Source organism: Paenibacillus sp. JGP012, assembly GCF_014203995.1.
Classification (GTDB): Bacteria; Bacillota; Bacilli; order Paenibacillales; family Paenibacillaceae; genus Paenibacillus; species Paenibacillus silvae.
The window spans coordinates 385,115-410,706 of the sequence record NZ_JACHKG010000002.1 but is presented as its reverse complement, the minus strand read 5'-3'; the positions used below and the strand labels follow the sequence as shown (position 1 = coordinate 410,706).

Below are 25,592 nucleotides of genomic sequence, written 5' to 3'. Positions count from 1 at the left end.
ACTTATTTTCCCATAATAGTAGAAACAATCCCTATTTTTTGAAATATTATTGTTGTATTAAAGCCCTTTCTTCCTTACAATAAGGACAGGTTTTAATGTTAATATTGCGGGGGAGATGCGATGAAAAGAACCGGAATGAAGAGATCTCTGGACCGTCTCGGACGAATTGTGCTTCCCAAAGAAATGCGGGATACAATGGAAATCCATATCGGCGATCCGCTTGAATTTTTCATTGAAGGGAAAGAGTTGATTTTAAGAAAGTACAAATCAACATTGTGTATTTTTTGCGGTGACGTGGATACGGAAATGTATTTCAAAGAGCAATTCATCTGCAGGACTTGTGCAATTCAATTAAAACACCCAGATGACACTCCCGACTGGTTCGTACCTGAGAATAAACAGGCTTCTCCACCTAAAGAGCGTCCTGCTTCCAAACCCGCTGCTCCTTCATGGAATGATGGAGATATGGCGGCAAGCCAGGACTACCCCGACTTGAGGCCCAAGACAGCACGTATGCTGCAACAGATGAAAGAAATTATTGAACAGCATCCAGGCCTGGCTCAACAGCAAATCGCGGAGAAACTTGGCATCAGCCAAGGACGCGTCTCTCAACTCAAAAAGCTACTATAGTCAGAACAGCATATGATCATAAATAAACAGTTCACCTTCCATGTATAGGAAGGCAGAATGCGAAAGAACCCTGGCTTCATCGGGTTCTTCTTTTTTTATACTTTTCTACGTCCAGTGAAAGGAGCCCTATGAATAAGATCCTGTACCTGTCTCAATTCGACCTCATGTCCTCCTTATCTGAAGCAGATCTGATTGAGATGGACAGCATGACGTCTATTACAACGTTCCCTAAACATACAACGATTCAGACACCCGATACGTTTACGGAAGGTTTTTATTTTGTCAAAAAGGGAAAGGTTCGCTTGTACACGTTAAATCCGGAAGGCAAGCAGTTCACCGTGGATATTTTGGGTGAAGGTAACGTCTTCGGAGAGATGAATGAACTTTCGCTTGGTACACGCGCTTTATATATTGAAACAACAGAAATTTGTGATATCTGCTTGATGGACAGAGGACGATTCGAGCAGTTTTTAGTGGAGCATCCGGCATTTATGATGAGCATGATGAACGTGCTGAGTGCGCGGATCAAGCAAATGAGTGAGCTGACACAAACGCTTGCACTCGGGAATTTACATGACAAAATCATGCATAACCTGTGCCGGCTGGCGGAACGGAACGGTTGGACGAAAGAGGATGGGTACTGCCGTATCCAGTTCGGCATAACACATCAGGAAATTGCCTGGATGGCTGGCGCCTCCAGAGAATCCGTTACGGCTGCGATGAAAGAGCTCTCGCAGGCAGGCCGCATACGTACCTCGTTTAAATCGGTTGCTCTTCATGCAAGTGAGCTCGAGACATTCCGTTAAACACCTTCTCCATGCTTAGAGATGTAAGCCAGCTTACATCTCTGCACTCTGTTCCATTGTATGGTATACATAATGAGTTCAGACAAGCAAGGAGGTTATACAATGAATAATCACTTAGATGTTACTATCCCTGAAGATATTCTGCTTCGCAAAGGTGCGCGTAAAGCCACTGAAATCCCGGCACACATCCACCGTCTGCTGCAATCAGGAACGATTGAATCCGTGAATTTAACCGAATGGCTGGCCGTCAATCATGTTCTTCTGTTGGAGCAAATTACGCGTGAATTAGCTGTACCTGTCTCCACTCGGGAGGTTACCGCAAGACTCGGAAAAAAGGATGAACAGCGCATTATGAAAGTCATCCCCGAGATTGGCAGGCAGTGGCTGGAGTATATGGAGAAACGGCCTGAGCAAGAAAACAAACAACTCTTCAACTTTCTTGCAAAGCACCGTTCAGACAGTGTTCGCTGCTGGGCAGCTTATATTATCGGACTTCATCCCGAACTGCAGGTGACAGAGAAGCTCGAACAGATTCGTGCTTTCGCGGCTGATCATCACTTTGGCGTGAGAGAGATTGCCTGGATGGCTGTACGGGATTCCATCCGTGCTGATCTATCGGCAGCTCTTCAAGCGTTGATCCCCTGGAGCACCGACCCTGATCCGATGATCAGACGCTTTGCTATTGAATCTACCCGGCCTCGCGGGGTATGGGCGAAACATATTCAGCCGTTGAAGGAAAATCCGGCGATGGCTCTTCCGTTATTATCCGCAGTAAAATCGGATGACCACTTGTATGTACAAAATTCTGTCAGCAACTGGCTTAACGATGCCAGTAAAGCTACCCCGGAGTGGGTACGCCATGTATGTGCCGACTGGATCGAGCAATCGGACACCAGGCACACACAGCGAATCGTAAAACGCGGGCAGCGAAGCATCTGATCCCATCACACTTGAAACATGAAACTGGCCCTGCTTGAATACAAAATGCAGAACACAGCGAGCGCCAGCTCCTCATTCTGCCCTGGAGCTTTGTCAGGTCGGCATTAGGCCTGTACCATCTCCAGGCTTTCCTCTTCTTCCAGTTGGCGCAGGCTTACCAGCAGCACTCCAATGTTAGCTACAAGCAGTACAGCCGGGAACGGAACAGCCGCATATTGTGCATAGATCAGGTGGCTGCCTACAGCTCCAATCAGAATGAAGGTCAGTACACCTGAAGCCAAAATACGGGTACGCGGAATAAGCAGTCCTACTGCACTCAGCAGTTCCAATGCGCCAAGCAAATACATCGTCCAGGTTGGATAAGAGAAGCTCTCGAATGTTTCGATCATCATCTCGGCTCCTGTCACTTTATTAACCCCCGTCATGACAAACACTCCCGCCAGTACGACTAAGAAAACATATCCCAACACTTTTTTCATTTCCGTGATCCTCCTATAACTAGATGCTATTTTTAAAGTTTAAAAAATTGGGGTGGATACCCAACAATGCAATAGTAATATATGTAAAAGTCCTCTAAAGGAACTGAGTTTTGGGAAGAACTATCCGCTTCGTTTTCACTAAACATTAGAAATCAATTCAATACACATTATTATTCACAAACTTACTTTTATGAAGTGAGTATATAATAATAAGATAATTTCTTCAAGTAATTTTTCTTGAAATGATGTATAATACATACAAAAGGTATGTTACAGTATATTTTGTAGTGACCTTTCATCATACTTGGAAGTAACCCTTTATCTTTATGGAAGGTGCTTGTATTTTGTAGAGCGGCAGAACGTTTTGTCCTTTTATATAGCGTAATATGTCATATCTGTTATGAATCGAGGTGAAACACGTTGAAGCTGAGAAAAGTTAAATCTCCAAGTCCCTGCTTGATTACTCAAGCGATGGATATCATCGGGAAAAAGTGGGTGCTGCTGATCATGTATCAGCTGTTGTCCGGACCCAAACGGTTCACAGAGCTGGAGGCCGAAATGGCCATTAGCGGGCGACTGTTATCAGAACGTCTGAAAGAAATGGAAATGGAAGGCATTGTCACCCGGCATATGTATCCCGAGATTCCTCCCCGTGTGGAATATGAGCTTACACCTAAAGGCAAAGCCATCGAACCTGTCATTAGTCAAATCTACAGCTGGTCCTCGGACTGGTTGAAAGAGCAGCAGCAAACGAAGTAGCTTGGTTAAAGAGCGTAGTCCCTTATTCTCATGTAACGGCGGCTGCCTACCATTTTTCCAATAGCATAAATACGCCTGCACCAGGACCATAGAGAAAAAGGTTCCGATTGCAGGCGTATTTGAGTTTTGCAGCTTTCGGTAAAAGCTCTGCTGAAGCGTGTTAAAACTCCATCGAATATCGGTCGAAGCTTTAAGTTACAACTAGCATACCGCCTCTGAATTCTTTACGGCAGCTATGACTTCTCTTCTAACGAGCGATGTGCGATGAAGACTGGAGCTGCACAGGCAGCCCTGACTCCACCGATGCCTGTGCAGCGGTTGTGATCTCTTGTGTGCGGCAGGCATCCGCATAGTCGGACAAAATGCGGGAACGGTCACCTGTTCGCAGGGCATGAATAAATGCCTCGTTCTCCCGTTCATACGGGTTATGCCCCGCTGCAACCTCAAGTCCTGCCATCGGATGTGAAGCTGCATCCGGCACAAGCAAACGCTCTGGCGTCCAGTCCCATACACCGGCATCCGTGTAAAATTGAAGTCCCGCCCCGCCTTCTCCGTCAGGCAGCAGGCACGTATTCGCAATGCTTGCAATAGCACCACTCTCCAGCTTCAGCGTCACATTGGCCACATCGGCCACGGTTACATGCTCATGCTTCTCATGAATGCTGCGCTGGGCTGCCACGGCGTAGACCTCTGTCACTTCACCTGCACAGAAGCGGAGCAGATCGACGATATGTGTCGTCTGTTCGACAAACTGCCCTCCCGAGCCTTCCTGGCGACGCCACCAGCTGACTCCAGGCATTCCGCCCATCCAGCGCCCCAGTGCCATGCCCACCTTCTGCTCCTGCATCGCTTGCTTCATCACCTGGACCGCCTCCTGATAACGGAAGTGATACCCTACAGAAGTTAATAAGGTTGACTGCTGCACCTGCTCTACGATGTGGAGCGGTATGTCCATTCCGGTACTCAGCGGTTTCTCCACCAGAAAAGGTATTCCTCGCTTAATCAACTCAGCTTCAATGGACCCGTGAGACATCGGAGGTACACAGATGTATACGGCATCCAGCTTCTCCCCATCCAGCATATGTTCCAGCTGCTCGTATCCGGCAGCATCATATACGGAAGCCATTGCTTCCGCCTTTTCAAGCGTTGTCCCGCATACACTAGCGACACGAACATCTTCCATACGAGTAATAATATCTGCGTGTACTTTACTGAACCAACCCGTGCCAATGATACCGATCTGTAATGTCATGGATGTAATCCCCTCTCTGTGTTACGCGCTTACATGTTCCATTCGACCCAGATCTACAAAATCCTGCCGCCCTAGCTCTTTCCGGATGCTTCCAGCAGCAGTTGATCCAGCTGTTTCATGTAAGCTTCCGTCTGCTGTTCGGACCAGCCAAGCTGCTCTGCCATATAAGCGCTGACTGCTGATTTGTAACGACGGACCTCGTCGATGCGAAAAAATAAATCTGCCGTTCTGCGCACCCAGAAATCTGCTGGCGTAGCCGCCATCTCTTCCTCCATTGCATAACGAAGCATCAGCAAAAGCTCTTGCGGCATGCCATGAAGCTCCGCCTTTGTCCGCGGTTCAGGCATGCGCTCATACAGGGCATCAACATTGGAACCATAGGTGCGGGCAAGACGCTCCGCCACACGCCGATCCAGTCCCAATGCAACACCGTCCTTGATTTTGCGCTCGGTATACGATACGTATCCGGCCGAGCCGCCAACGTGCCCACCAGAGATGGGCATCTTTTTGGTGACACACGGGCCAGTGCTGTCCCCATATTCCTGTTGCAGCTGACGTGCAACCAGATCAACCACCATCTCGGCCATTTTGCGATATCCCGTCAGCTTACCGCCAGCAATCGTAATCAGACCTGAATCCGATACCCAGACTTCATCCTTACGTGAAATCTCGGAAGGGCCCTTGCCCTCCTCATGAATGAGCGGACGCACACCTGCCCATCCGGATTCGACATCCTGTGCACGAATCTGGACATCCGGGAACATACCGTTCACCGCATCAATGACATAATCACGATCGGCTTCCGAGATTAACGGATGCGCCGGGTCTTCCCGGTACACTGTATCTGTTGTACCTACATAGGTTTTGCCGTCTCGCGGCACAGCAAAGACCATGCGTCCATCGGGTGTATCAAAATAAACCGCCTGCCGCAGCGGAAAGCGTGCACCATCAAATACCAGATGAATACCCTTGGTCAGCTGCAGCGTTTTGCCTTGGCGCGAGCCATCCACTTCACGCAGCGTATCCACCCATGGCCCCGAAGCATTAATCACTTTTTTGGCCCGAAGTGTATAACCGCTTCCGTTCAGTTGATCCACCGCCTGAATGCCTGTAATGATCCCATCTTCCTTCAGGAAGGTGGATGCCTTCACATAGTTGACCGCCAGCGCTCCGCGCCGGACGGCTTCCTTCATGACTTCAATGGTAAGTCTAGCATCATCTGTCCGATACTCCACATAACGCCCGCCTCCCAGCAGCCCCTGCTTCCGCAGCAAAGGCTCAGCCGCAGCAGCTTCACTGGCATTCAACATCTGCCGCCGTTCACTGCGCTTCACTCCCGCAAGCGTGTCATACACCATCAAACCGATGGATGTGCTGAAACGGCCAAATGTACCGTCCGTGTAGATGGGCAGCAGCATCGGCTCAGGTGTCGTGACGTGCGGACCATTCTCATAGACAACCTCCCGCTCCCGCCCTACCTCGGCGACCATTTTCACTTCAAACTGCTTCAAATATCGCAAGCCCCCGTGAACCAGCTTGGTCGAGCGGCTTGATGTACCTGCCGCAAAATCCTGCATTTCCACCAAAGCCGTCTTCAGCCCACGAGACACAGCGTCCAATGCAATGCCTGCTCCCGTAATGCCGCCTCCGATAATCAAAACGTCAAATTGTGCATTCGACATTTGCTCCATCATTTCTGTTCGTTGTGCTGCCGAGAACATGATCGTCATATGATGCCCCCCCATTATTTCCCTTATTTTCTCTAAAAAAACAACAAAAAAAGGACCACGTCATTCGCTCAGCAATTGCTGAACGCACGTGGTCCCTCCCGATCTCCAGACATCATTTTTTAACTTGTAACATAATCCTATCACAGATTTTCGGCGGCGTGAAGGCCTGATTTGACACAATATTCAAAAAAATTTCAAAAAGTTTTTTTAGCACAAGGATGTATTTTCAAAGCAATCCACTAAATTTTCAATTTTCCTTATTGTGGGCAACCCCTTCATGCATACCAGGAATATAATCCCTGTAAATCATACATCTTTTTCCACCAATAAATCTCATTAATAACATAAGTTTAACGAAAAAGTACAAATGACCATTTGTGTAATAGAGAAAAATTCTCCGCTGTCCTTGTCTCCCAACCGTATAACGGGCTTTATTTGAAAGCCATCGCAGCCTTCACCGCTCGCTGCCAGCCGGAATACAACTGCTGCCGCTCATCGTCCCCCATCACCGCTTCGAAGACACGCTCCGTATGATCATGATTGTTCAGTTCATCTGCCCCGGACCAGAAGCCGACCGCCAGACCTGCCAGATACGCTGCCCCAAGTGCTGTCGTTTCGTTCACCGACGGACGCTCCACCGGAATGCCCAGAATGTCGCTTTGGAACTGCATCAGAAAATCATTTGCTGCCGCACCACCGTCCACCCGTAAAGTATGAACCGGATAACCCGAATCCGTCACCATCGCTCCCAGTACATCCTTGGTCTGATAAGCCAGCGCCTCCAGTGCTGCACGGATAAAATGTTCCTTCGTTGTGCCGCGGGTAAGACCAAACACCGCTCCCTTCACATCGCTGTCCCAATACGGACTTCCGAGCCCGACAAAGGCTGGCACCATATAGACTCCATCCGTTGTCGGTACCCGCTTGGCATAGTCTTCGCTATCCTTGGAGGAACGAAGCATGCGCAGACCGTCCCGCAGCCACTGCAAAGCAGACCCTGCCACGAAAATGCTGCCCTCCAGTGCATATTGCACCTTGCCGTCAACCCCCCAGGCAATCGTTGTAATCAGCCCATGGTCGGACTGCACTGGCACTTCTCCCGTGTTCATGAGCATGAAGCACCCGGTGCCATATGTATTTTTCATACTGCCCTTGGTATAACATCTTTGGCCAAAGAGCGCAGCCTGCTGATCCCCTGCCGCCCCTGCAATCGGAACCCGGTGACCGAAAAAGTGGTAATCTATCGTATGTGCATATACTTCCGAGGAGCCACGCACTTCTGGCAGCATCGCTTTAGGGATATCCAGAATCCCCAGCAATTCATCATCCCACTGCAGATCGTAAATGTTGTACATCAGGGTACGCGAGGCGTTGGATACGTCCGTCACATGTGTTCCGCCGCTCAGTTTCCAGATGAGCCAGCTGTCAATCGTGCCAAACAGCAGCTCTCCCCTTTCGGCCCGTTCGCGGGCACCAGGCACATGATCCAGAATCCATTTCACTTTCGTGCCCGAAAAGTATGGATCGATCAGTAGACCTGTTTTCTGATGAAACAGGTGATCAAGCCCTTGCGTTTTCAACTCATCACAGATGGATGCTGTCTGTCTGGACTGCCATACCACCGCATTATAGATTGGTCTGCCCGTTTGCTTATCCCAGACGACCGCTGTTTCCCGTTGATTGGTGATGCCAATCCCTGCAATCTGTGCGGGCTTGATGCCGCTCTCAGCCAGACATGATGCCATGACCGCCAGAATAGAGCTCCAGATTTCGTTGGCGTTCTGCTCCACCCAGCCCGGCTTGGGAAAATACTGCGGAAACTCCTGCTGTGCGATGTGTACAATCTCTCCGCTGTGGTTAAAAAGTATTGCTCGGGAGCTTGTTGTGCCCTGATCCAGGGCCAGAATAAATTTTTCCATACGAAACCCTCCTGTATATACCATAATCATGTAAGCGATTTCTTGAAATGTTTGATCAAATCAGCATTGGATGTTGTTACTGCCGCTGCCCCAACCCCAAGAGCAAGCTCCACCTCTTCCGGTGTACGAATCAAACCGCCTGCAATAATGGGAATGCCCGTTCGCTCGGATACCTCCGCGATAATATGCGGGATCACCCCGGGTAATACCTCGATGTAGTCAGGCTGTGTTTTGGCAAGCAGCTGGTAACTTTTCTCGAGTGCATGTGTGTCCAGCAGAAATACCCGCTGAATGGCCGTAATGCCTTTTTGCTTTGCTTTCTGGATGATGCTGGCCCGTGTAGAGATCAGTCCTGCCGGACGGATATGCTGGCACAGATATTCTGCGGCGTATTCATCATTTTTCAGCCCCTGTACCAGATCGGCATGCAGCAGAATATTTTTCTCGTACCGTCGCGCCTGCTCCATCATGCTCTGAAGCTGTGCAATATGCGTCTCCAACATGACCCCGTAGGTATAAGGGCCTTCGATTATCGCTTCAAACTGCTTCATGCTCTTCGCAGCTGGCAAAATACGCTGTCCCTCAAATGGCACCTTCGTTCCTCCTGCACTTATCAGATTGCCTATATTGTATAATCCGTCACACATCAACGGCAAGCCACTTCGAACACAAATCGGGTAATGACAAAAAGACTGCTAATGCTCCTTTTCATGTGAAAAAGTGCAGTAGCAGCCCACTTATGTCAGGCCTGAGGCCCCTTATTTCGTTTTTCATTTCTCGTTTCATTTCTTTTCATATCAGCTCGTTGATTACATCACGCCTGCGCATGCGGAAGCAGCGTCTCTTCCCCAGCCAAACCGGCACTGTCTGCCAGGTGACCGGAACGGCTTACTTTGGTTTGCAGATATTTCTCGTTGTACGCAGAGCGATCTCCCCACAGCGGAACACGTCCACCGACATTTAGCCCTGCTTCCTGCAAAGCAGCCAGTTTACGAGGGTTGTTCGTGATCAACGTCACCGGAGCCGGGCGAAGCGCACGCAGTACAGCAATCGCATCGTCATAATTACGAGCATCATCGGTGAAGCCGAGCTGCAGGTTCGCATCTACCGTATCCAGACCTTCCTCTTGCAAAATATAAGCCATCGCTTTGCTGAACAGGCCAATGCCACGTCCTTCATGATTCGCAAGATAGAACAGCGCACCTGCGCCATGTGCAGCAATCATCTTCATGGACTGCTCCAGCTGGAAGCCGCAGTCACAGCGCTTGCTGCCGAAAATATCGCCCGTGTGACAGATGCTGTGCATACGGATGAGCGCATCCTGTGCTTCAGCGAAGTCACCATACACCAGCACGCTGGATTGCTGGCGTTCGGCCAGCTCGGCATCTGCGAGGGAAGCGATCAGTTCGCCGCTCTCCATCGCTTTGTCCGATTTCAGCCAGCTGTACCACTGGAATGTGCGTGTCTCTCCATCCAGGTTAACCGGGAGTTTAATCGGTCCCACCAGATATATGAATTCTTTTCCACTCGGAAAAGTCTGAATTTTAGGGGCAAGCAGTTGAATAATATGTGAATTGATCATCGTTCGTTCCTCCTGTTAAGCCATGTTCTTCTCATAATATAGTGCATTCGCAGCCAATGTGATCTTGGATCACTGTTACAGCTGGCTCAGATATAGCAACCTCAAAGCAAACCTTGTATGCCACCCTTTGCATAGCAATGGAACATATCTATATTTTTCTCACCATCATTAGTTACTTAATGTAAGTTAGTTTAGAATAAAAATTATATTGTGTCAAGTAACTTTTATTTTTTTAGTAACTACTGAAATTATGTTACGCAATGGACACATATTTGTGTTTCGTTCTCGGAATATTGGGTATGAGTTTAGAAACTGTTCATACACTATTGTTGTAGTCCAGACAGTCGAGATTCGTGTAGTCCAGACAGTCGAGCTGCCATTGCTGCCTTAAACTTTTCTTGAACACTTCTTGCCTCAAACCTAATGATGAGGGGGTTATGCACATGATCCGCCGAAAAAGAACCTACTGGACAGCCATTATCATGGTCTGTGTCCTGCTGATCAGCGGATGCTCTATCTGGCCGGGACAGGATAATTCAGCGTCCAACAAAAAGGTAACGCTTACATTATGGTATTGGAACCGCTCCATTGATGATAAGCTCATTGCCAAGGCCAAGGAAAAGTTCCCGAATATTGAACTGACTGCGCAGAAGATTGGTGGAGATTTCAAAGCCAAGCTCAAAACCACTCTCGCCGCACGCTCAGGTGAGCCGGACATTGTTGCCCTTAACGACTGGATTATGGAGTTATTCCCAAGTGAAGATCGTTTCTATAATTTGTATGATCTTGGCGCGGGGGAGATCGAGGATCAGTATCTGCCTTGGAAATGGAAGCAGGGTGTGACACCAAGCGGACAGATGATTGGTTTTCCGATGGACACGGGACCGACAGCCCTTTTCTATCGCGCTGATCTTTTCAAACAAGCAGGTCTGCCATCCGAACCGGAGGAGGTTGCGCGTCAGATCAATAACTGGGATGCCTATGCTGCTGCCGGGGAACAGATCAAGGAGAAGCTAGGTGGGAAGGTTTTTCTGACCGACAACATTGGAAGCGTTTACAACCAAGTGCTCTCCCAAGCTGCCGAGCGTTATTTCCGTCCCGATGGCACGTTCATCGGCATGGACTCCCCTGCTGTACGCAAAAGCTGGGATACAGCCGTTGCCTTCAAAGAAAAGGGACTGCTGGCTAATACCGACGGCTGGACACCGGCCTGGAATGCGGCGATGAATAATGGAGAGATCGCCTCCTTCGTTGGCGCGGTCTGGATGAAGCAGGTGCTTCAGGAGGCGGCACCGGATACTTCTGGCCAGTGGCGTGTCACTCGCGCTCCTGGTGGAGACGGAAATAATGGCGGCTCCTTTATCTCCATTTTGAAATCCAGCAAACATCCCAAGGAGGCCTTCGAGCTCATTCGCTGGCTGCAGAGTCCAGAGAATCAGCTGGAGCAATATAAGACGACGAATCTGTTTCCGTCCGCTCCAGGTGTGTTCGATGCACCGGTCATGAAAGAGAAGGAGCCTTTCTTCGGCGGGCAGGCAACGGGACCCGTATTTGCCGAATCGGCACAGCATGTGCCGGATGCCTTTTTTGGCGAACGATATCCATCGGTACACAACATCATTACGCGGCGGCTGAACGATATTGCCAAACAAAATGCCGACCCGCAGCAGGTCTGGCCGGATACCGTGCACCGCGTTGAGCGGGAATTGCAGCGGTAAGGCAGGCGTTATGGTTTTATATGAGGCTGTTGGCAAGTCGTTTCCATGAGGGTCGTTTGGTCTTGATTGGATTTCGCAGCTTCTACTGGTTCGACTGGTTTGGCTGGTTTACTGAATTTCGTGCTTTCACAGGGTTTCGCTGGTTCTACCGGGTTTTGTCGGTTCTACCAGCTTTCGTTTCGCTCCGTTTCGTTTCGTTTGATGTGCTTTCGTTATCCGCAAAGGAGGAATTGATATGGCTGTCACCGAACCTCGCATGTCGCCGGATTCCGGCCCATTCCAGCCCGATCTGGATCGGCAAAAATCACTCTGGGCCCGCATATGGGAGCATCGTGCGCTTTATGCCGCTATCTCGCCTTTTTATATTCTGTTCGCTGTGTTCGGACTGTTTCCCATTGCTTTCTCGCTGTATCTGGCCTTCCACAAATGGGATGGCATCGGCGTAATGACCTATAACGGCTTGAACAATTTCAAATACATGCTCACAGACGCCGAATTCTGGCAAGCGGTGGGCAACACTTTTATGATCTGGATTTATTCGACCATTCCGATGCTCTTTTTTGCACTCATTATTGCATTCTTGCTGCATGCGCCTTTCATCAAGTTTCGCACATTATTCCGGGTCGGTTACTTTCTACCGAACGTCACATCTATTGTGGCGGTGGCAATCATCTTTGGTGCGCTTTTCGCTAGCAATTACGGCTTTCTGAACTATCTGCTGCAATCGGTCGGCCTTCCGGTGGTCGAGTGGCTGAATGCACCATGGGGTATAAAGGTGGCCATATCTTCTATGGTCGTGTGGCGCTGGACGGGATATAACGCCATCATCTATCTGGCCGGATTGCAGAGCATCCCGCAAACTTTGTATGAAGCGGCCCGTATCGACGGCGCATCTGCGGTGCAGTCCTTCTTTCGTATTACGATTCCTATGCTGCGTCCGGTCATCCTGTTCACGGTCATCACCTCCACGATTGGCGGCATGCAGCTGTTCACTGAACCGCAGGTGCTGGTGGGCAATGACGGCGGAGCCGGAGCGGCAGGTATGACGATTGTGCTGTACTTGTACCGCGAATCCTTCATTAACAATTACTTTGGCTACGGTGCTGCTGTTGGATGGGGCATGTTCCTGATCATTGCCCTGTTCTCGATCGTGAACTGGAAGCTTGTTCAAGGCAAATCATCCTGATGTGACAAGGGGGGAGCGCTCATGGCGTCCAAACATCTCAAGTCGCTGGTGCTGTATACCGGCCTGATCGGTGGCATGCTCATATCCATGTTCCCGTTCTACTGGCTGATTGTTATGTCTACGCGGACCACATCCGATATCTACAAGTTTCCGCCCCAGCTCTGGTTCGGTGGTGAACTGTGGAACAATATTACACGGGTGCTGCAGCAGATTGATTTCTGGGGAGCCTTTCTGAATACGTTGTTTGTGTCAGGTGTCGTGACCCTTCTGGTGTTGTTTTTCGATTCACTGGCGGGGTTTGCATTTGCGAAGTTCGATTTTCCGGGTAAAAAATGGCTCTTCGTCCTGCTGCTCGCCACCATGATGGTGCCTTCCCAGCTGTCGCTGGTGCCTTCCTTCGTGCTGATGGCCACGTTCGGGTGGGTGGGTTCCTTCAAAGCCCTTATCATTCCGGGCATGGTTAACGCCTTCGGCATCTTCTGGATTCGCCAGTATGCGACGGAATCCATTCCGAGCGACCTGCTGGATGCCGGGCGAATCGACGGATGTAATTTCTTCCGATTGTATTGGAATGTAGCCTTGCCGATTCTGCGGCCTGCCTTTGCTTTTCTCGGCGCATTCACCTTCATTGGAGTATGGAACGACTACCTGTGGCCGCTGATCGTACTGACAGATGCACGCAAGTATACGCTCCAGATTGCGTTGTCTCAATTAAACGGGCTCTATAACACAGACTATGCCATGGTTATTGCAGGCACATTGCTCGCTGTCATTCCACTCATTATTATGTTCCTGTTCATCAGCCGCCAGTTCATCTCGGACATTGCTGCTGGAGCGGTGAAGGATTAAGTGAGCTGAAGAAGTTAGTGCCGACATGGTGTTGCAGTTTTATCAACGCTATCGACACGCTAACGAATCCCACAAACCTTATTTGAGGGATTTAGCACAACTTTGAAATCTAACGATCACCAGAAGCCTTATTTGTGACTTTTCAGGCTAAAAGCAGCATAAAAAGAGGCTTTTCAGGTAAATAGCGTCTCCTGAGATCGTTAGAATCTGCAAGCTTGCTTTTTTCGCTAAATAGCGTCGCTGGGGATCGTTAGAGTTTGGGTATCATCTGCCGCATCCACTCCGGACTACGCGGATTTACCAACTCATGCCGTTTTACCCATCGAAGTTACAGACAGCAGGCAGTGCAGGTAGGTAGGTAGGTAGGTAGGTGAGCATCCGTAAACAACGCAACTGAAGCAGCGGGCGGCAGCAATGGCCTGCGGAACGGTAATGCCCAGTAAGGGGCAATCCACAGCACAGCAGTAACTACCCAGCATGGCCTGAATGCACAGCGCAACAGGAACTATCAGCCATAGCCGGAACATCTAGCACAGCGCGGCGGTACTACCTAGCACTGGTTATACCCAGTGCTTCGGGAAGTTCCGCAGCAGCAGTGCTGATCCGGCACGGCGCTGAATCTTGCTCTATTAATGAAGGCCCTTCCCATATCAGAGATGGGAAGGGCCTGTTTCATTCGGGCATTTTTTTCACAAAACCCCCATTCAGTGTGCCTCTAGCGCTCGTTCTTATATTTGCTGAATGCGTTCTCGTCTGCCTGTACGTTCTCCAGATACACGATCTGTCCTTCCTCGTTCACACGTGCGATATCGATGCCCGCCTTCGCATACACTGTGCCATCTGCCGCTTGTCCGCATACCGCCCAGTTGGTCTGATAGCTGCCGTCTGGCTGAAGCACCCAGGCATCCCACATATGTTTGATATCCTTGTTGTACTCATAGAAAGCCTTCATAAATCCCTCGAATCCGTTGCGGCTGCTGCCATTCAGTACAATCTCGGCATCCGGCGTAAACAGGGACAGCAGGTCCTGCATCGCCCGTTCGTCTGTGCGGGAAGCATCAAATAAACGGAAATAGTTGTTTAACATCGTAATTGCTGCTGTTTCTAAGGGTGTGTTGGTGGCGGCGTTCGCAGCACGATTTGTGATGTTCGCTTCCGAGCTTTCAGCGTTTGTAGTGTTTGTAGTATTGGTGTTGCTCCGAACGTTGGTATGATTGCGGTTTCCTGTTGTTGCTGTAGCTGTATCTTTCATTGTATTGCCTCCTGTTATTTCATGCTGTCTGTCTTACAACGGCACATCTCATCGTGTAAAAATATACCGCGCTTCATTTTGAATAATTTCGAACTAAATATCACGAAAAGAACTGTATCACACCTTTACACCGAATCGCAATATACAATTCGAAATTATTCGAACATTGAAAGACAATGCCGAATGTGCTACCGTCTATAATATGAGAACTTTAAAAATACCTACTGCTTCGGAGATGAGTCTGACCAAGGTCTGCAATGCACTGGGTGACCCGGTACGTATGAAGATTGCGCATTGTCTGGCGAGCTCGGGCGAGAAAAACTGCTCGGCTTTTGAAGTCGATCATATCTCCAAATCAACGTTGTCCCATCACATCAAACTGCTACGTGAAGCTGGCATTATCCAGCCGCGAATTGAAGGCAAACACCATTTTTATTCACTCAGAAAGGATGAACTCAACACACGTTTTCCAGGTCTGATCGATATGATTCTGCAAACAGGAGGTTTGGACTAATGGACAAAAAAGCAGTCAAAATTTTAATGAACACCTTCTGGAAAAGCGGCTGGAAGTCACCCTGCGGCCCTTTCTCTGGCGAGGAATTTGAATATGCCAAAAGCAAAGGTGTTATGTTCGATCCGATTACCATCACTCATGACGAGATTGTGCAGCGCCTGCACAGCATGCATCAGGAACCTGCACTCAAGGAACAAGTGATCACCGCGTTTCTCCACAGTCTGTCCACCAAAAAAGTTCACTTGCGCAGCGCATTAAGCAGCTGGGCTTTGACCAGAAATATGCCTTTACATACCTTCGGCGAACGTCCGGCTCTACATGCCAACACAAGCGCCTGCGGAGACTGCAACTTTCTCCGTATCCAATCAGATGAAAATTATGTTGATGCCTACCTGAATGTGCTGAATTTTGAACGCTTCAAATGGGGCGGTGTGCGTCACGGCTGGCTGCTTTACTGCCTGATGGATCTCGAACTACTGCTTCAGGAGCGCAGCGACAGTAATAGCTATAACGTTTCCCCATTCGAAGTGACTGCGGAAGATCAAGCGATACTTGCACAGCTGCTGGAGGCTGCACAGACGGGAGACCCGAAAGATAGTGCCCGCTCTCTGGAGAAAAAGTGGAAGGATTGTCTGCCCTCCAGTAAACAGGAGCGCGATGCTCTGCTGGAAATCTGGGCTGCCGCCGGCATTCTGGTTCCAGGAGATACACCGAGGAATCGCAAAGGTGGTTCGCATGACTTTGTTTTCGCGGCAATCTGGCAAGGGGATGATGGTTATCATGCCAGAAACGTGCTTGAATATTTTGGTCCCTATCTGCCACAAACTAGTGACTGAACACCGACCGGAGCCTGCTCCTCAACAGTTTGGTTACAATACTGACATCGACAGATTTCGAGGTAAACTCGTATAATAGGAGGAAATGGGATGATGGGAGTGAACCAAGCGAGTTTATGATATACATACTGGCTTTCATATTGTCTTTTGCTGTCGTGGTTCTGCTGATTCCGCCGCTGGGCCGACTGGCGCACAGGTTGGATTTTGTAGACAAGCCCCGGGAAGATGTGGAGCGCAAGCTGCACAGGCAGCCGATACCACTGACCGCTAGCTACGCGATATTTACCGGATTTTTCCTGACATACATTGCTCTGACAAAAGAACTGACTTGGGAAACGGCTGCACTGGTCGCAGGCGGCATGCTTCTTCTGACGATCGGTACGATTGATGACTGGTACAAAACCAAAGGTAAAGATTTTCCCGCTCTTCCTAAAATGATTATTCAGGTCTCTGCTGCAGTGCTCGTATTCGCTTCTGGCATTGCGTTTACCGGCTTCGTAAATCCATTCAATGCGGAATATGTACTGCTGCCGATCTGGTTGCAATTCATTCTGACGATCCTGTGGATATTCGGTGTAACGACCGTAATTAACTTCTCGGACGGCATGGATGGACTGGCTGGTGGCTTATCTGCAATCTCGGCAATTACGCTGTTTATTGTAGCCATAACGAAGGGACAGACTGATTCTGCACTCATGTCCATCACACTGGTCGGGGTAACACTGGGTTATCTAAAATACAACAAGGCTCCTGCCAAAGTATTTATGGGCGACGCAGGTGCTACGTTCCTTGGCTTTATCCTGGCGGTGATCGCACTTGACGGTGCATTCAAGCAAGCGACGATGCTGTCCATTTTCATTCCGATTCTGGCGCTCGGCGTACCGATCTTCGATAATATTTTCGTTGTGATCAAACGTTTCCTGCAAGGCAAAGCGATCTACCAGGCCGATGCAAGTCAGGCTCATTATCGCCTGCTACGTGCCGGTTTGAACCACAAACAGGTCGTAGCCGTGCTTTATCTGGTCAGCACCTGTCTGTGCCTGTCCTCCATTATTTTGTTGTTAGTGGATATGTAAAAAAAAGCTTGTTCCACCAAGCGGTAAATACTTGCTCGTATGAAACAAATAGAAATACCAAAAGCCACCTTCATGTCCAATGAGGGTGGCTTTCTTGCTTAATACCTGCTCTACCTTTGCTATGGGTATGTGTAATTTTTTCGAACCGTTTAACTTTTGCCAGAACCTACGATTTAACTGCACCAGCCATTGCCCCGCCAACGATGAAGCGCTGCAATGCAACGTACAGCACCACCAGCGGCAGCGTAACAATAAGGATGCCGCACGCCAGCAGCGGCCAGTTATTCATATACTGCCCATAGAAAGTGAACAGCCCTTTCGTTACTGGCTGGTAATTCGGATCAGACAAATAGATCGTCGGCCCGATAATATCGTTCCATACCCCGATCGCTGTCAAAATAATTCCCGTAGCCAGAATCGGCTTCATCAACGGAACGAGGATGGTGAACAGATACCTTGTGTACCCGCATCCGTCCATAGCAGCCGCTTCATCCAGCTCGCGTGATACCGATTTGATATATCCGACAAACATCAGAAACGCAATGCCCGTACCGGTTGTTTTCAGCAAAATATATCCCGTTTGGGTATTATACAGACCCAGTTGATTGATCAATGAGAACTGCGGAATCAGCGGATTCGGCAAATACATCGAGATCAGAAAGAAAATATAGATCAGTGTACTGAACTTCACATATCTGCGCGCAAGCGGAAATGCTGCAAATACGGATAAAATCAACGTCAACAGTGTAGACATGCCTGTATAGAGCACACTGTTCCACATATACTGCGAGAAGCTGCCCTTCGTCCACGCTTCAGCAAAGTTCTCCAGCCGAATGCCTTCCGTAAGTGCTACGGGATTCAGCAAATACTCTGTCTGTGTTTTCATCGACACATTAAACAGATAGAACAGAGGGAAGACGTATAACGCAAGCATCAGCAGCACAATGATGTAGCTGATTGTTCTCGACATTCTGCTCTGCTTCATTACACCTCCACCTCTCTTTTGCGAAGATAGAACAAGGCAACCATAGAGATGGTAAACACAAACAGGAACTGTATCATCGCTACCGCAGAAGCCAGACCATAATCCGCTGTGCCCGTGCCAAACGCTGTTGCATAAACATCAAACGCCAGTGTTGTTGTATTAAACTTGCCGCCTGTGAGGACGTAGATAATGTCAAAGGTTTGTAGTGCGCCGATAATGGACAACAGCATATTCACGGTAAAAGAAGGAGCAATCATCGGGAACGTAATGTTGGTGAAGGCCTTCCATCCCGATGCACCGTCCATATATCCCGCCTCGTACAGATCAGTCGGGATCGTTTGCAGACCCGCAAGAAAGATCGTCATGGAATAGCCCATGTACATCCAGATTTGTACGAAAATAATCAGCTCAAAGGCAATGTTGTAATCTCCGAAAAAGTTGGAGCTGGTGCCAAAGAAATTCAGAATCGACTGCGCCGGCCCGCCGAGCGGATTCGCTACGAGCTGCCAGATCAGTCCAGACACTGTTACTCCCAGCACGACAGGCAAAAAGAATACTGCACGATACAGCTTGTCGCCTCGCAGCTTTTTGTTAATCAGGATTGCCATAAACAGACCTACTGCGTTCTGGATGATGACTACCGCAAACGCAAAATATAAGGATCGCCCGATGGCATCAAGACGATCTCCTGCATTAGAGGCACCAAAGAAGGTTTTATAATTTTCCAAGCCAACAAAGCTCCATGCCTGCCCCCGCACACCTGTCGCATCCGTAAACGAAAACAGCACGGTTACGAGAGAAGGGCCAAAGCCGAATACGACATAAAGCAGCAGTGGAATGCTCAGATACAGATAAGGAATCAGCCTTGCCTTCCCTTTTCCAAACGGATACATCTTCCTCACACCTTTCATCGGGTAAAACTAAAAAACCGGAATAACAGCTTTGCTTGATCGAGGCTGGCCTGAAGGCTCTTACCCCAAGCGCTATTCCGGTTTATGTTATAGCTTGCATCAAGGAAGCAGGACTTCATGTTATTTAAGAAAGACTGAATTTTTGATCATCGTAAGCTGTATGAACAGCTAGATAGATCGCCTGGCTAAATCTTCAAAGGCTGATCACAGATTTGCTATTATTTCGGAGCTGCTGCATCCCAATCCGCTTGTGATTTGCTTGCCAGTTCCTCTGGTGTTGCGATTGGGCCAGCTGGTTTGAGCATCTCTGCATGCACACTGGACTCCGCGATATACTGCCCTACGTTCTGACGGTTAATAAACAGCTGATCCCATGAAAGTTTGAAGTTTTCGAGATATGGCTGGATATCTTTAATAAATTCGCTCGTAATCTGCACATCAGGCTGTGTCGGAAGGAATCCGGCAGCATTGACAAAGTCCGTATAATTATCTTTCTCCGACAACATTTCAAGCCATTTCAATGCATAATCCTTGTTCGGTGATTTATCTACAACCATCCAGGTCATATCGTATTTACCAGCCAAGTCTTTGTTCTTTGCCGCATCGTTGCTGCCCGGAATCGGGAAATAACCAAACTTCAAATCCGGGTTAGCTGCTTGAATCGTCGTTGCATCCCATGTACCATCCGCAATCATCGCCACCTTGCCTGTCGCAAACAAACTTGGCAAGGTACCATAGTCAATCCCCATGAAACCAGGCATTGCACTGTTCATCAACGTTTGAGCCTTCTGCAGCACTTCGATCTGTACCGGATCAGTCAGCTTGGTTTGACCCGTCCACAGACCTTTGATGTAGCTGAGCTGGTCGTCATGTATGGAGGCTTGAAGTCCTTGCACCGCAAGACCAATCGGCCAAACATCTTTACCTGCAAAGCCCAGCGCTTCTACGCCATTATCCTTGAACACTTTGATGACGTTTTGCAGTTCATCCCACGTTGTTGGCACCTGCAGATTGTATTTTGCAAAAAGGTCTTTATTGTAGAACAATCCCGTAAATGCCACTTTACCCATGTTGACACCGTACACTTTGTCGTTGTACGTCATCGCATTTTGCACATCGACCTCATTATAATTTTTGATAAATGCCTGATCCGACAAGTCACTAATCAGCCCAGCATCAATCCATTGCTTCCACATCGGATCAGCCGCACCCTTGGACCAGTCTTGCGGAGCACCCACAAAGCTGGATTTCAGCGGAATGATATCTACATCGCCTGTACTACCTGCGTTCATCCGCGTTTGCATCAGCTGATCATACGTAGCATCCGCCGGAACAGTTGTATACTCCACCTTCACATCGGGGTATTTCTCTTCGAATTTGGCATTGAACTGTTTGATGTAATTGTTGATATTTTCTTGCTGCCAGTGAATGATTTTTAACGTCACTTTTTTGCCGCTATCTGTAGACGCCTTCCCATCCGAATCCGTAGAATTGCTGTTGCATGCAGCAAGCACAAGCAATAAAACGGTTACAAGTGAAATCATTAACATTTTTCTTTTCATACCACTTTCCCCCAACCATTCAAGATTGAATTACAAATTCATGAATACAATAATTTTCCGAATTTACGAAATCAGTTTCGTTAAACACACCCTCATTATGACTTCGCCAGATAAATTTGTAAATAGTTTATTTACTTTTTTTCAATATATTAGAGTAAAACCGCGCCAAATCAAGGGTTTCAGGACTTAAAATCCGATGTTGACAAAACCATTTTTACGAAATACATAAATATCCAAGGGAATTCATGATGCAATTCTCTCTCTTTCTTATCTGAAAAAGAATGCTAGAGATCTCAACAGAGATTATGGATTTACTAAAACACCGCTTTATTTTCGCAGTTTTGAGAATTGAATGTATAAAACAGCTCTATACAGAGCATAATTCATCTCCGTCAACCCTTTACTTTATTGACTCTCTGTTGGTTGTGACATAGAATGTTGGCAGGAATGCGTATGGAGACACAGCCACAATCTACGAAACTAGTTTAGAATTTGAGGGATGATATGAATATTAAAACGATAGCTCGTTTAGCCGGCGTGTCTGTTGCAACGGTATCCAAAATCATTAACAACTACCCTGATATTGGCGATGAGACACGCCAGCGTGTGCTCAAAATTATGGAAGAAACCGGCTACCGCCCCTCCTCTTCCGCCAAAACACTTGCGACCAAGAAATCTCATCTGGTAGGTGTGGTGTTTGCAGGGAAACTGAATGTGGATTTCAGTCACCCGTTCTTTGTAGAGGTCATTAATGCCTTCAAAAAGCAGATCGGGCTGTTAGGATACGATCTGCTCTTCTTTTCCAATGAAAAGTTTCTCGAGCAGGGTGAGGACTATTTGGCAAGATCCAAATATTTTCAAGTGGATGGCTGCATTATTATTGCGGGGGACGAGGTGGAGAGCAGTGTATCCGACCTTGATGCCAGCCCGATTCCATGTATCGGGATTGATATTGAGCTGACTGGACAAAACTCCTGTTACATCATGTCCGATAACGAAAAAATATCGACCAAAGTGGTGGAGCAGTTCTATATGAACGGGTATCGGGATCTTGGATTTATCGGACTCCAGCGTGCCTCCATTGTGATGCAGCAGCGGGAACAAGCCTTTAAACAATCACTAAAGCAGTTTAGTCTCGAAGAGCGGCCCGAATGGCTTGTGTACAGCAAGGATTATGCCGCTACAGATGGTTACGAGGCAGCTAAACAGCTATTATCGGCTGAGGTATTGCCACGTGCTGTATTCGCAGCCACTGACCTGCTTGCCTTCGGTGCTATTCGCGCCTTTAAGGAGGCGGGACTGCGTATACCAGAGGACATCGCGGTTGCTGGATGTGACGACATTGAAGCTTGCCGTTACAGTGATCCGCCGCTAACCACTGTAAAACAGGACACAGACAAAATCGGACGGCTGGCTGCCATGATCCTGTTCGATCTGATGAACAAGCAGATGGATAATCGCTGCATTAAAGTAGAACCCGAGCTTGTGCTACGCCGCTCTTGCGGCACCTTGCCCACGGGTCAGTAAATGCTTGTATGCAGGGCGTGCTGTGCCTGAGGTTGCTCGGTGAGTGTGTTAGGGAGTGGGTGAATGAGTTAGTGAGCGGTTGGCTACAAGCCCCCATGTGCACATTAACGGTGAGTTGGAGGAGAACCTTGGGTTACGCGAGAACAGATGATTAGATGGAGGACATTGAATAAAACACCGAGATTTGATAAATAAATGGATGGCTCAATATAGCAAAAGTTGAACCAGTGCGTGGTCCTAACGATCCCCAGAAAGCTTATTTGCCCGATTTAGGCATCACGAAAATTCTAACGATTCCCAGCGACGCTATTTCCCCCAAAATGCATAATTCAGGGTGATTTTCGGGCAAAAAGACGATAATAGCGTTTCTCAGAATCGTTAGCTTTTGAAATGACCTGAAATGAGCCGAATAGCGTCACCTGAGATCGTTAGCAATATTTTACGCCACATTTTTCTGCAGCTTTGAGACCCAGCAACGGTAGAGCAATCGGGCAGCCAAAAAGCGAACCTACTACACCACAGTTAGTAACGGAATCAGCGGTAGTAACAGCAGTTACGGATCAGAGACAGCAGCAACTACGGCGATGGCTGCGATGACAGCGGCGGCGGCGGTAGCAGTAGCACCACCGAAACCCGAAATCGCAACAAATATAGTTACAGTTATGATTACAGCTATAGTTGCACTCTCTTCAACAACTACACCACGAACAATGCCGCGAACAACCACATCTACACTTACACTTACAACTACAATGACACCATGAACAGCTACTTCTACTTCTACAGCCACAACAGTAACAAATAACAGCACACCAAAAAGCCCAAAGAGGCGAAGCAGGATTGTCCCGCTTCGTCTTTTTGGATTATAGCCTTCTGCTCTATTGATACTTATGGACATGTGCCCACAAAGAGCCAGGGTACATCCTCAAACATACAATGAGGTCAGATGGAATCACATGAATTTCCCGAGAATCAATTCCAGAGAATAACCCCGCAACTTCAACTGTACCTCCCCTGCCCTTCATCCTGCATCCAATGCCGAACGTCTCCGGCAGGCCGACTATTTGGAAGCCGCAGGTGGCAGCGGTGTCTCATGCTGCCGCTCTAGCCAACCGGGGCGGTCCAGCTCAATGAGCCGACGGTAACGCTCTTCCCGAGCCAGCAGCTGTTCGTGAGAACCCTGCATGACGATCTTTCCATTTTCCATAAATACAATTTCGTCCATCTTCTCTGCCCCAATCAGGTGGTGGGTGACCCAGATCAACGTTTTGCCTTGCAGGCTGTCCAGCATCGTGCGCATCAGTTCACGTTCTGTCACAGGGTCCAGCCCCACGGTCGGCTCGTCAAAAATAACAACCGGTGTCTTCCGCAGCAGCACCCGGGCCAGTGCAATCCGCTGACGCTCTCCGCCGGAGAAGCGCAGTCCTGTCTCCAGCATCGGGGTATGATAAGACTGCGGTAACGATTCAATCAGACCAGCCAGGCCGACCTGTGCAGCCACCTGCCGAATCTCCTCATCCGTTGCATCCGGCCTTCCAATCCGCAGATTGTTCGCAACAGTGGTGTCGAAGAGATGCGGACTTTGATTCAGCACCGCTACAACCTCGGTTACACTCTCGCCCAGCATCTCGACAGGCAGATCATTAATCAATACTTGTCCTGATGACGGCGACAGCGCACCCTGGATCAGCTTCAGCAGGGTTGATTTGCCGCCACCGCTGCGACCAAGGATTGCGAGCCGTTTGCCCTGAGGCAAATGCAAGGAAATGTCCTGAAGAGCATATTCCCCTTCTGGGGCATACCGATAGCTCACCTGCTCAATGGCAATATCCGCACGAAGCTTGGGCGGGATTCGCAGCCGAATTCGTCCGTCCGCAGCAGCATTGCTGTCATTCCCGTACCCACGGATCGAACTGGAATGCTGCCCCGTATTCAAACTGGGTTCCCGAGAATCTTGCTGCAGCTCCTTATCCTGCTCGTTATAACCTCCACTATCCTTGCTTCGATCCTGGTTTCTATTTTTGTCTGTATCCTTGTTTCTATTATCTATATCTTTTTTTCCAACCGTATCCGTACCCGTTCCCTCTTGTCCTTCCAGCCTGTTTAACCGCTCCAGTGATTCACGGTAATCCGGCATATGCCCGAGCGCGTCGCCTACAGGCAGCAGTGATTCCGTTAGCGGAAACAGCACCAGTACGAAGGCAGCAATCATGACCGCAGGCAGCTGGGCAGCAGAGGCCGCCTGTCCTGCCCACAAGGTTACCGAAACCACCATTAGCCCGATGACAAACTGTGCAATAAAATCACGCCACCGATTCCAGCGCCGCAATCTGCGGCGAATCTGGTCCGCATGCTCCTCATCCTCTTCCTGCCACTGTACAAACACTGCCGCTCTGCCACTGGCAATCCAGTCTCCAAGCCCAAGCACACCATCGGTGAGACGTGTGTACAGCTTGCTGTTTTCTCTCTTCAGCTGCACACGCCATCTCCAGGTTAATTTCAGGGATATTGCAGGCAGTACCGCCGCGATAAATAACATATATAGCGCCATGCATACGGCAAACATCGGATCAACACTGCCAAAAGCAAGCACAGCCGCACCATAGATTACAAGCGCAGTCACCGCCGGAAATACGGTGCGCAGATAAATATCCTGCAGACGCTCCACGTCATCGGCGAGTGCGCCAAGCACATCACCGGTCTGCATGCGTGAGCGCAAGAACAAGGCCTGCGGCTCCAAAATGCGGTACAGCTTCACCCGCTGATCCGCAAGTACACGCAGGACCGCATCATGTCCCGCCAGCCGTTCGACATAGCGGAACACTGCCCGGAAAATCCCAAAGGCACGTACGCCTACAATAGGAACGTACACCATCAGTATGTTTTCAGGACGCAGCGCAGACTTCGAGATCAGATATCCAGAGGTGAACAGCAGCATCACCGCACAGAGTGCCGCGCATGTGCCCAGTGCAATTGCACCTATAAATCTCCAGCGGTACTGCGCTGTGTACGGAGCGATCCAGCTGTTCGTTGGTTGCTCACTCTGTTCTGTCTCCACTCTTGAATATCCGGATTTCATC

The 25,592-nt window shown here is 48.9% G+C and carries 23 protein-coding genes; 11 read left to right on the top strand and 12 right to left on the bottom strand.

Annotated features, from left to right (window positions below; translation table 11 throughout):
- Nucleotides 1–120: 120 nt before the first annotated feature.
- The 3 genes from HNR77_RS04270 to HNR77_RS04260 all read left to right on the top strand — a co-directional run bounded on the left by HNR77_RS04270 (nt 121) and on the right by HNR77_RS04260 (nt 2,375).
- Nucleotides 121–630, top strand: coding sequence for an AbrB/MazE/SpoVT family DNA-binding domain-containing protein (locus HNR77_RS04270; protein WP_111270659.1), 510 nt, complete (start codon nt 121–123; stop codon nt 628–630).
- A gap of 128 nt (nt 631–758) precedes the next feature.
- Nucleotides 759–1,436, top strand: a complete 678-nt coding sequence (locus HNR77_RS04265; RefSeq protein WP_184181053.1) for a Crp/Fnr family transcriptional regulator — start codon at nt 759–761, stop codon at nt 1,434–1,436.
- Nucleotides 1,437–1,538: 102 nt separating this feature from the next.
- On the top strand, nt 1,539–2,375 hold the full coding sequence (locus tag HNR77_RS04260) for a HEAT repeat domain-containing protein (protein WP_184181051.1): 837 nt from the start codon (nt 1,539–1,541) through the stop codon (nt 2,373–2,375).
- 104 nt (nt 2,376–2,479) lie between these two features.
- Here the strand turns inward: HNR77_RS04260 and HNR77_RS04255 are convergent, their stop codons facing one another.
- Nucleotides 2,480–2,854: a DoxX family protein gene (locus tag HNR77_RS04255; protein ID WP_184181049.1), complete on the bottom strand. Its 375-nt coding sequence runs from the start codon at nt 2,852–2,854 to the stop codon at nt 2,480–2,482.
- Between the two features lie 471 nt (nt 2,855–3,325).
- Here HNR77_RS04255 and HNR77_RS04250 point away from each other — a divergent pair, with 471 nt between their 5' ends.
- Entirely contained in the window at nt 3,326–3,613 is a 288-nt protein-coding gene (locus HNR77_RS04250) for a winged helix-turn-helix transcriptional regulator (RefSeq protein ID WP_184181311.1), read from the top strand.
- A 247-nt stretch (nt 3,614–3,860) separates the two neighbouring features.
- On the opposite strand, the gene HNR77_RS04245 is transcribed toward HNR77_RS04250, so the two are convergent.
- From HNR77_RS04245 to HNR77_RS04225, 5 genes are all read right to left on the bottom strand, one after another.
- Entirely contained in the window at nt 3,861–4,865 is a 1,005-nt protein-coding gene (locus HNR77_RS04245; protein WP_184181047.1) for a Gfo/Idh/MocA family protein, read from the bottom strand.
- A 71-nt stretch (nt 4,866–4,936) separates the two neighbouring features.
- On the bottom strand, nt 4,937–6,595 hold the full coding sequence (locus tag HNR77_RS04240; protein WP_221443681.1) for a glycerol-3-phosphate dehydrogenase/oxidase: 1,659 nt from the start codon (nt 6,593–6,595) through the stop codon (nt 4,937–4,939).
- Between the two features lie 431 nt (nt 6,596–7,026).
- Nucleotides 7,027–8,514: a glycerol kinase GlpK gene (glpK, locus tag HNR77_RS04235; RefSeq protein WP_184181045.1), complete on the bottom strand. Its 1,488-nt coding sequence runs from the start codon at nt 8,512–8,514 to the stop codon at nt 7,027–7,029.
- Nucleotides 8,515–8,540: 26 nt separating this feature from the next.
- Nucleotides 8,541–9,107, bottom strand: a complete 567-nt coding sequence (locus HNR77_RS04230) for a glycerol-3-phosphate responsive antiterminator (RefSeq protein ID WP_184181030.1) — start codon at nt 9,105–9,107, stop codon at nt 8,541–8,543.
- Nucleotides 9,108–9,328: 221 nt separating this feature from the next.
- Entirely contained in the window at nt 9,329–10,096 is a 768-nt protein-coding gene (locus tag HNR77_RS04225; protein WP_184181028.1) for a GTP cyclohydrolase II, read from the bottom strand.
- Nucleotides 10,097–10,539: 443 nt separating this feature from the next.
- Here HNR77_RS04225 and HNR77_RS04220 point away from each other — a divergent pair, with 443 nt between their 5' ends.
- The 3 genes from HNR77_RS04220 to HNR77_RS04210 all read left to right on the top strand — a co-directional run bounded on the left by HNR77_RS04220 (nt 10,540) and on the right by HNR77_RS04210 (nt 13,849).
- Nucleotides 10,540–11,814 carry an ABC transporter substrate-binding protein gene (locus HNR77_RS04220; protein ID WP_184181026.1) on the top strand — a complete coding sequence of 425 codons (1,275 nt, stop codon included), beginning with the start codon at nt 10,540–10,542 and terminating at the stop codon, nt 11,812–11,814.
- Between the two features lie 235 nt (nt 11,815–12,049).
- A complete protein-coding gene (locus tag HNR77_RS04215; protein WP_397366087.1) occupies nt 12,050–13,000 on the top strand; it encodes a carbohydrate ABC transporter permease in 951 nt (316 codons plus the stop codon).
- 21 nt (nt 13,001–13,021) lie between these two features.
- Nucleotides 13,022–13,849 (top strand): carbohydrate ABC transporter permease, encoded by an 828-nt coding sequence (locus tag HNR77_RS04210; RefSeq protein ID WP_184181024.1) that lies wholly within the window; start codon nt 13,022–13,024, stop codon nt 13,847–13,849.
- A 715-nt stretch (nt 13,850–14,564) separates the two neighbouring features.
- On the opposite strand, the gene HNR77_RS04205 is transcribed toward HNR77_RS04210, so the two are convergent.
- Nucleotides 14,565–15,101, bottom strand: a complete 537-nt coding sequence (locus tag HNR77_RS04205) for a hypothetical protein (protein ID WP_260410286.1) — start codon at nt 15,099–15,101, stop codon at nt 14,565–14,567.
- 202 nt (nt 15,102–15,303) lie between these two features.
- Here HNR77_RS04205 and HNR77_RS04200 point away from each other — a divergent pair, with 202 nt between their 5' ends.
- The 3 genes from HNR77_RS04200 (at nt 15,304) to HNR77_RS04190 (ending at nt 17,527) form a co-directional block, all read left to right on the top strand.
- A complete protein-coding gene (locus HNR77_RS04200; RefSeq protein WP_184181022.1) occupies nt 15,304–15,615 on the top strand; it encodes an ArsR/SmtB family transcription factor in 312 nt (103 codons plus the stop codon).
- On the top strand, nt 15,615–16,451 hold the full coding sequence (locus HNR77_RS04195; protein ID WP_184181020.1) for a hypothetical protein: 837 nt from the start codon (nt 15,615–15,617) through the stop codon (nt 16,449–16,451). The genes HNR77_RS04200 and HNR77_RS04195 overlap by 1 nt, the downstream gene beginning before the upstream one ends.
- 116 nt (nt 16,452–16,567) lie before the next feature.
- Nucleotides 16,568–17,527 carry an MraY family glycosyltransferase gene (locus tag HNR77_RS04190; RefSeq protein ID WP_111270670.1) on the top strand — a complete coding sequence of 320 codons (960 nt, stop codon included), beginning with the start codon at nt 16,568–16,570 and terminating at the stop codon, nt 17,525–17,527.
- A 166-nt stretch (nt 17,528–17,693) separates the two neighbouring features.
- Here HNR77_RS04190 and HNR77_RS04185 read toward each other — a convergent pair whose 3' ends face one another.
- The 3 genes from HNR77_RS04185 to HNR77_RS04175 all read right to left on the bottom strand — a co-directional run bounded on the left by HNR77_RS04185 (nt 17,694) and on the right by HNR77_RS04175 (nt 20,985).
- Nucleotides 17,694–18,512, bottom strand: a complete 819-nt coding sequence (locus HNR77_RS04185) for a carbohydrate ABC transporter permease (protein ID WP_184181018.1) — start codon at nt 18,510–18,512, stop codon at nt 17,694–17,696.
- On the bottom strand, nt 18,512–19,405 hold the full coding sequence (locus HNR77_RS04180; protein ID WP_184181303.1) for a carbohydrate ABC transporter permease: 894 nt from the start codon (nt 19,403–19,405) through the stop codon (nt 18,512–18,514). The genes HNR77_RS04185 and HNR77_RS04180 overlap by 1 nt, the downstream gene beginning before the upstream one ends.
- Before the next feature lie 236 nt (nt 19,406–19,641).
- The gene (locus HNR77_RS04175) at nt 19,642–20,985 is read right to left on the bottom strand and encodes an ABC transporter substrate-binding protein (RefSeq protein WP_184181016.1); all 1,344 of its coding nucleotides are present in this window, start codon (nt 20,983–20,985) and stop codon (nt 19,642–19,644) included.
- 504 nt (nt 20,986–21,489) lie between these two features.
- On the opposite strand from HNR77_RS04175, the gene HNR77_RS04170 reads away from it, so the two are divergent.
- Nucleotides 21,490–22,512 (top strand): LacI family DNA-binding transcriptional regulator, encoded by a 1,023-nt coding sequence (locus HNR77_RS04170; protein WP_184181014.1) that lies wholly within the window; start codon nt 21,490–21,492, stop codon nt 22,510–22,512.
- 553 nt (nt 22,513–23,065) lie between these two features.
- Here the strand turns inward: HNR77_RS04170 and HNR77_RS04165 are convergent.
- Entirely contained in the window at nt 23,066–23,410 is a 345-nt protein-coding gene (locus HNR77_RS04165) for a hypothetical protein (protein WP_184181012.1), read from the bottom strand.
- A 162-nt stretch (nt 23,411–23,572) separates the two neighbouring features.
- The gene (locus tag HNR77_RS04160; RefSeq protein WP_184181011.1) at nt 23,573–25,591 is read right to left on the bottom strand and encodes an amino acid ABC transporter ATP-binding/permease protein; all 2,019 of its coding nucleotides are present in this window, start codon (nt 25,589–25,591) and stop codon (nt 23,573–23,575) included.
- Nucleotide 25,592 lies beyond the last annotated feature (1 nt).

What these genes read in the sequence shown, in the direction of transcription:
- HNR77_RS04270 (WP_111270659.1), top strand. Translation starts at nt 121, where the DNA reads ATGAAAAGAACCGGAATGAAGAGATCTCTGGACCGTCTCGGACGAATT.
- HNR77_RS04265 (WP_184181053.1), top strand. Translation starts at nt 759, where the DNA reads ATGAATAAGATCCTGTACCTGTCTCAATTCGACCTCATGTCCTCCTTA.
- HNR77_RS04260 (WP_184181051.1), top strand. Translation starts at nt 1,539, where the DNA reads ATGAATAATCACTTAGATGTTACTATCCCTGAAGATATTCTGCTTCGC.
- HNR77_RS04255 (WP_184181049.1), bottom strand. Translation starts at nt 2,854, where the DNA reads ATGAAAAAAGTGTTGGGATATGTTTTCTTAGTCGTACTGGCGGGAGTG.
- HNR77_RS04250 (WP_184181311.1), top strand. Translation starts at nt 3,326, where the DNA reads ATGGATATCATCGGGAAAAAGTGGGTGCTGCTGATCATGTATCAGCTG.
- HNR77_RS04245 (WP_184181047.1), bottom strand. Translation starts at nt 4,865, where the DNA reads ATGACATTACAGATCGGTATCATTGGCACGGGTTGGTTCAGTAAAGTA.
- HNR77_RS04240 (WP_221443681.1), bottom strand. Translation starts at nt 6,595, where the DNA reads ATGACGATCATGTTCTCGGCAGCACAACGAACAGAAATGATGGAGCAA.
- glpK (WP_184181045.1), bottom strand. Translation starts at nt 8,514, where the DNA reads ATGGAAAAATTTATTCTGGCCCTGGATCAGGGCACAACAAGCTCCCGA.
- HNR77_RS04225 (WP_184181028.1), bottom strand. Translation starts at nt 10,096, where the DNA reads ATGATCAATTCACATATTATTCAACTGCTTGCCCCTAAAATTCAGACT.
- HNR77_RS04220 (WP_184181026.1), top strand. Translation starts at nt 10,540, where the DNA reads ATGATCCGCCGAAAAAGAACCTACTGGACAGCCATTATCATGGTCTGT.
- HNR77_RS04215 (WP_397366087.1), top strand. Translation starts at nt 12,050, where the DNA reads ATGGCTGTCACCGAACCTCGCATGTCGCCGGATTCCGGCCCATTCCAG.
- HNR77_RS04210 (WP_184181024.1), top strand. Translation starts at nt 13,022, where the DNA reads ATGGCGTCCAAACATCTCAAGTCGCTGGTGCTGTATACCGGCCTGATC.
- HNR77_RS04205 (WP_260410286.1), bottom strand. Translation starts at nt 15,101, where the DNA reads ATGAAAGATACAGCTACAGCAACAACAGGAAACCGCAATCATACCAAC.
- HNR77_RS04200 (WP_184181022.1), top strand. Translation starts at nt 15,304, where the DNA reads ATGAGAACTTTAAAAATACCTACTGCTTCGGAGATGAGTCTGACCAAG.
- HNR77_RS04195 (WP_184181020.1), top strand. Translation starts at nt 15,615, where the DNA reads ATGGACAAAAAAGCAGTCAAAATTTTAATGAACACCTTCTGGAAAAGC.
- HNR77_RS04190 (WP_111270670.1), top strand. Translation starts at nt 16,568, where the DNA reads ATGATATACATACTGGCTTTCATATTGTCTTTTGCTGTCGTGGTTCTG.
- HNR77_RS04185 (WP_184181018.1), bottom strand. Translation starts at nt 18,512, where the DNA reads ATGAAGCAGAGCAGAATGTCGAGAACAATCAGCTACATCATTGTGCTG.
- HNR77_RS04180 (WP_184181303.1), bottom strand. Translation starts at nt 19,405, where the DNA reads ATGTATCCGTTTGGAAAAGGGAAGGCAAGGCTGATTCCTTATCTGTAT.
- HNR77_RS04175 (WP_184181016.1), bottom strand. Translation starts at nt 20,985, where the DNA reads ATGAAAAGAAAAATGTTAATGATTTCACTTGTAACCGTTTTATTGCTT.
- HNR77_RS04170 (WP_184181014.1), top strand. Translation starts at nt 21,490, where the DNA reads ATGAATATTAAAACGATAGCTCGTTTAGCCGGCGTGTCTGTTGCAACG.
- HNR77_RS04165 (WP_184181012.1), bottom strand. Translation starts at nt 23,410, where the DNA reads ATGTCCATAAGTATCAATAGAGCAGAAGGCTATAATCCAAAAAGACGA.
- HNR77_RS04160 (WP_184181011.1), bottom strand. Translation starts at nt 25,591, where the DNA reads ATGAAATCCGGATATTCAAGAGTGGAGACAGAACAGAGTGAGCAACCA.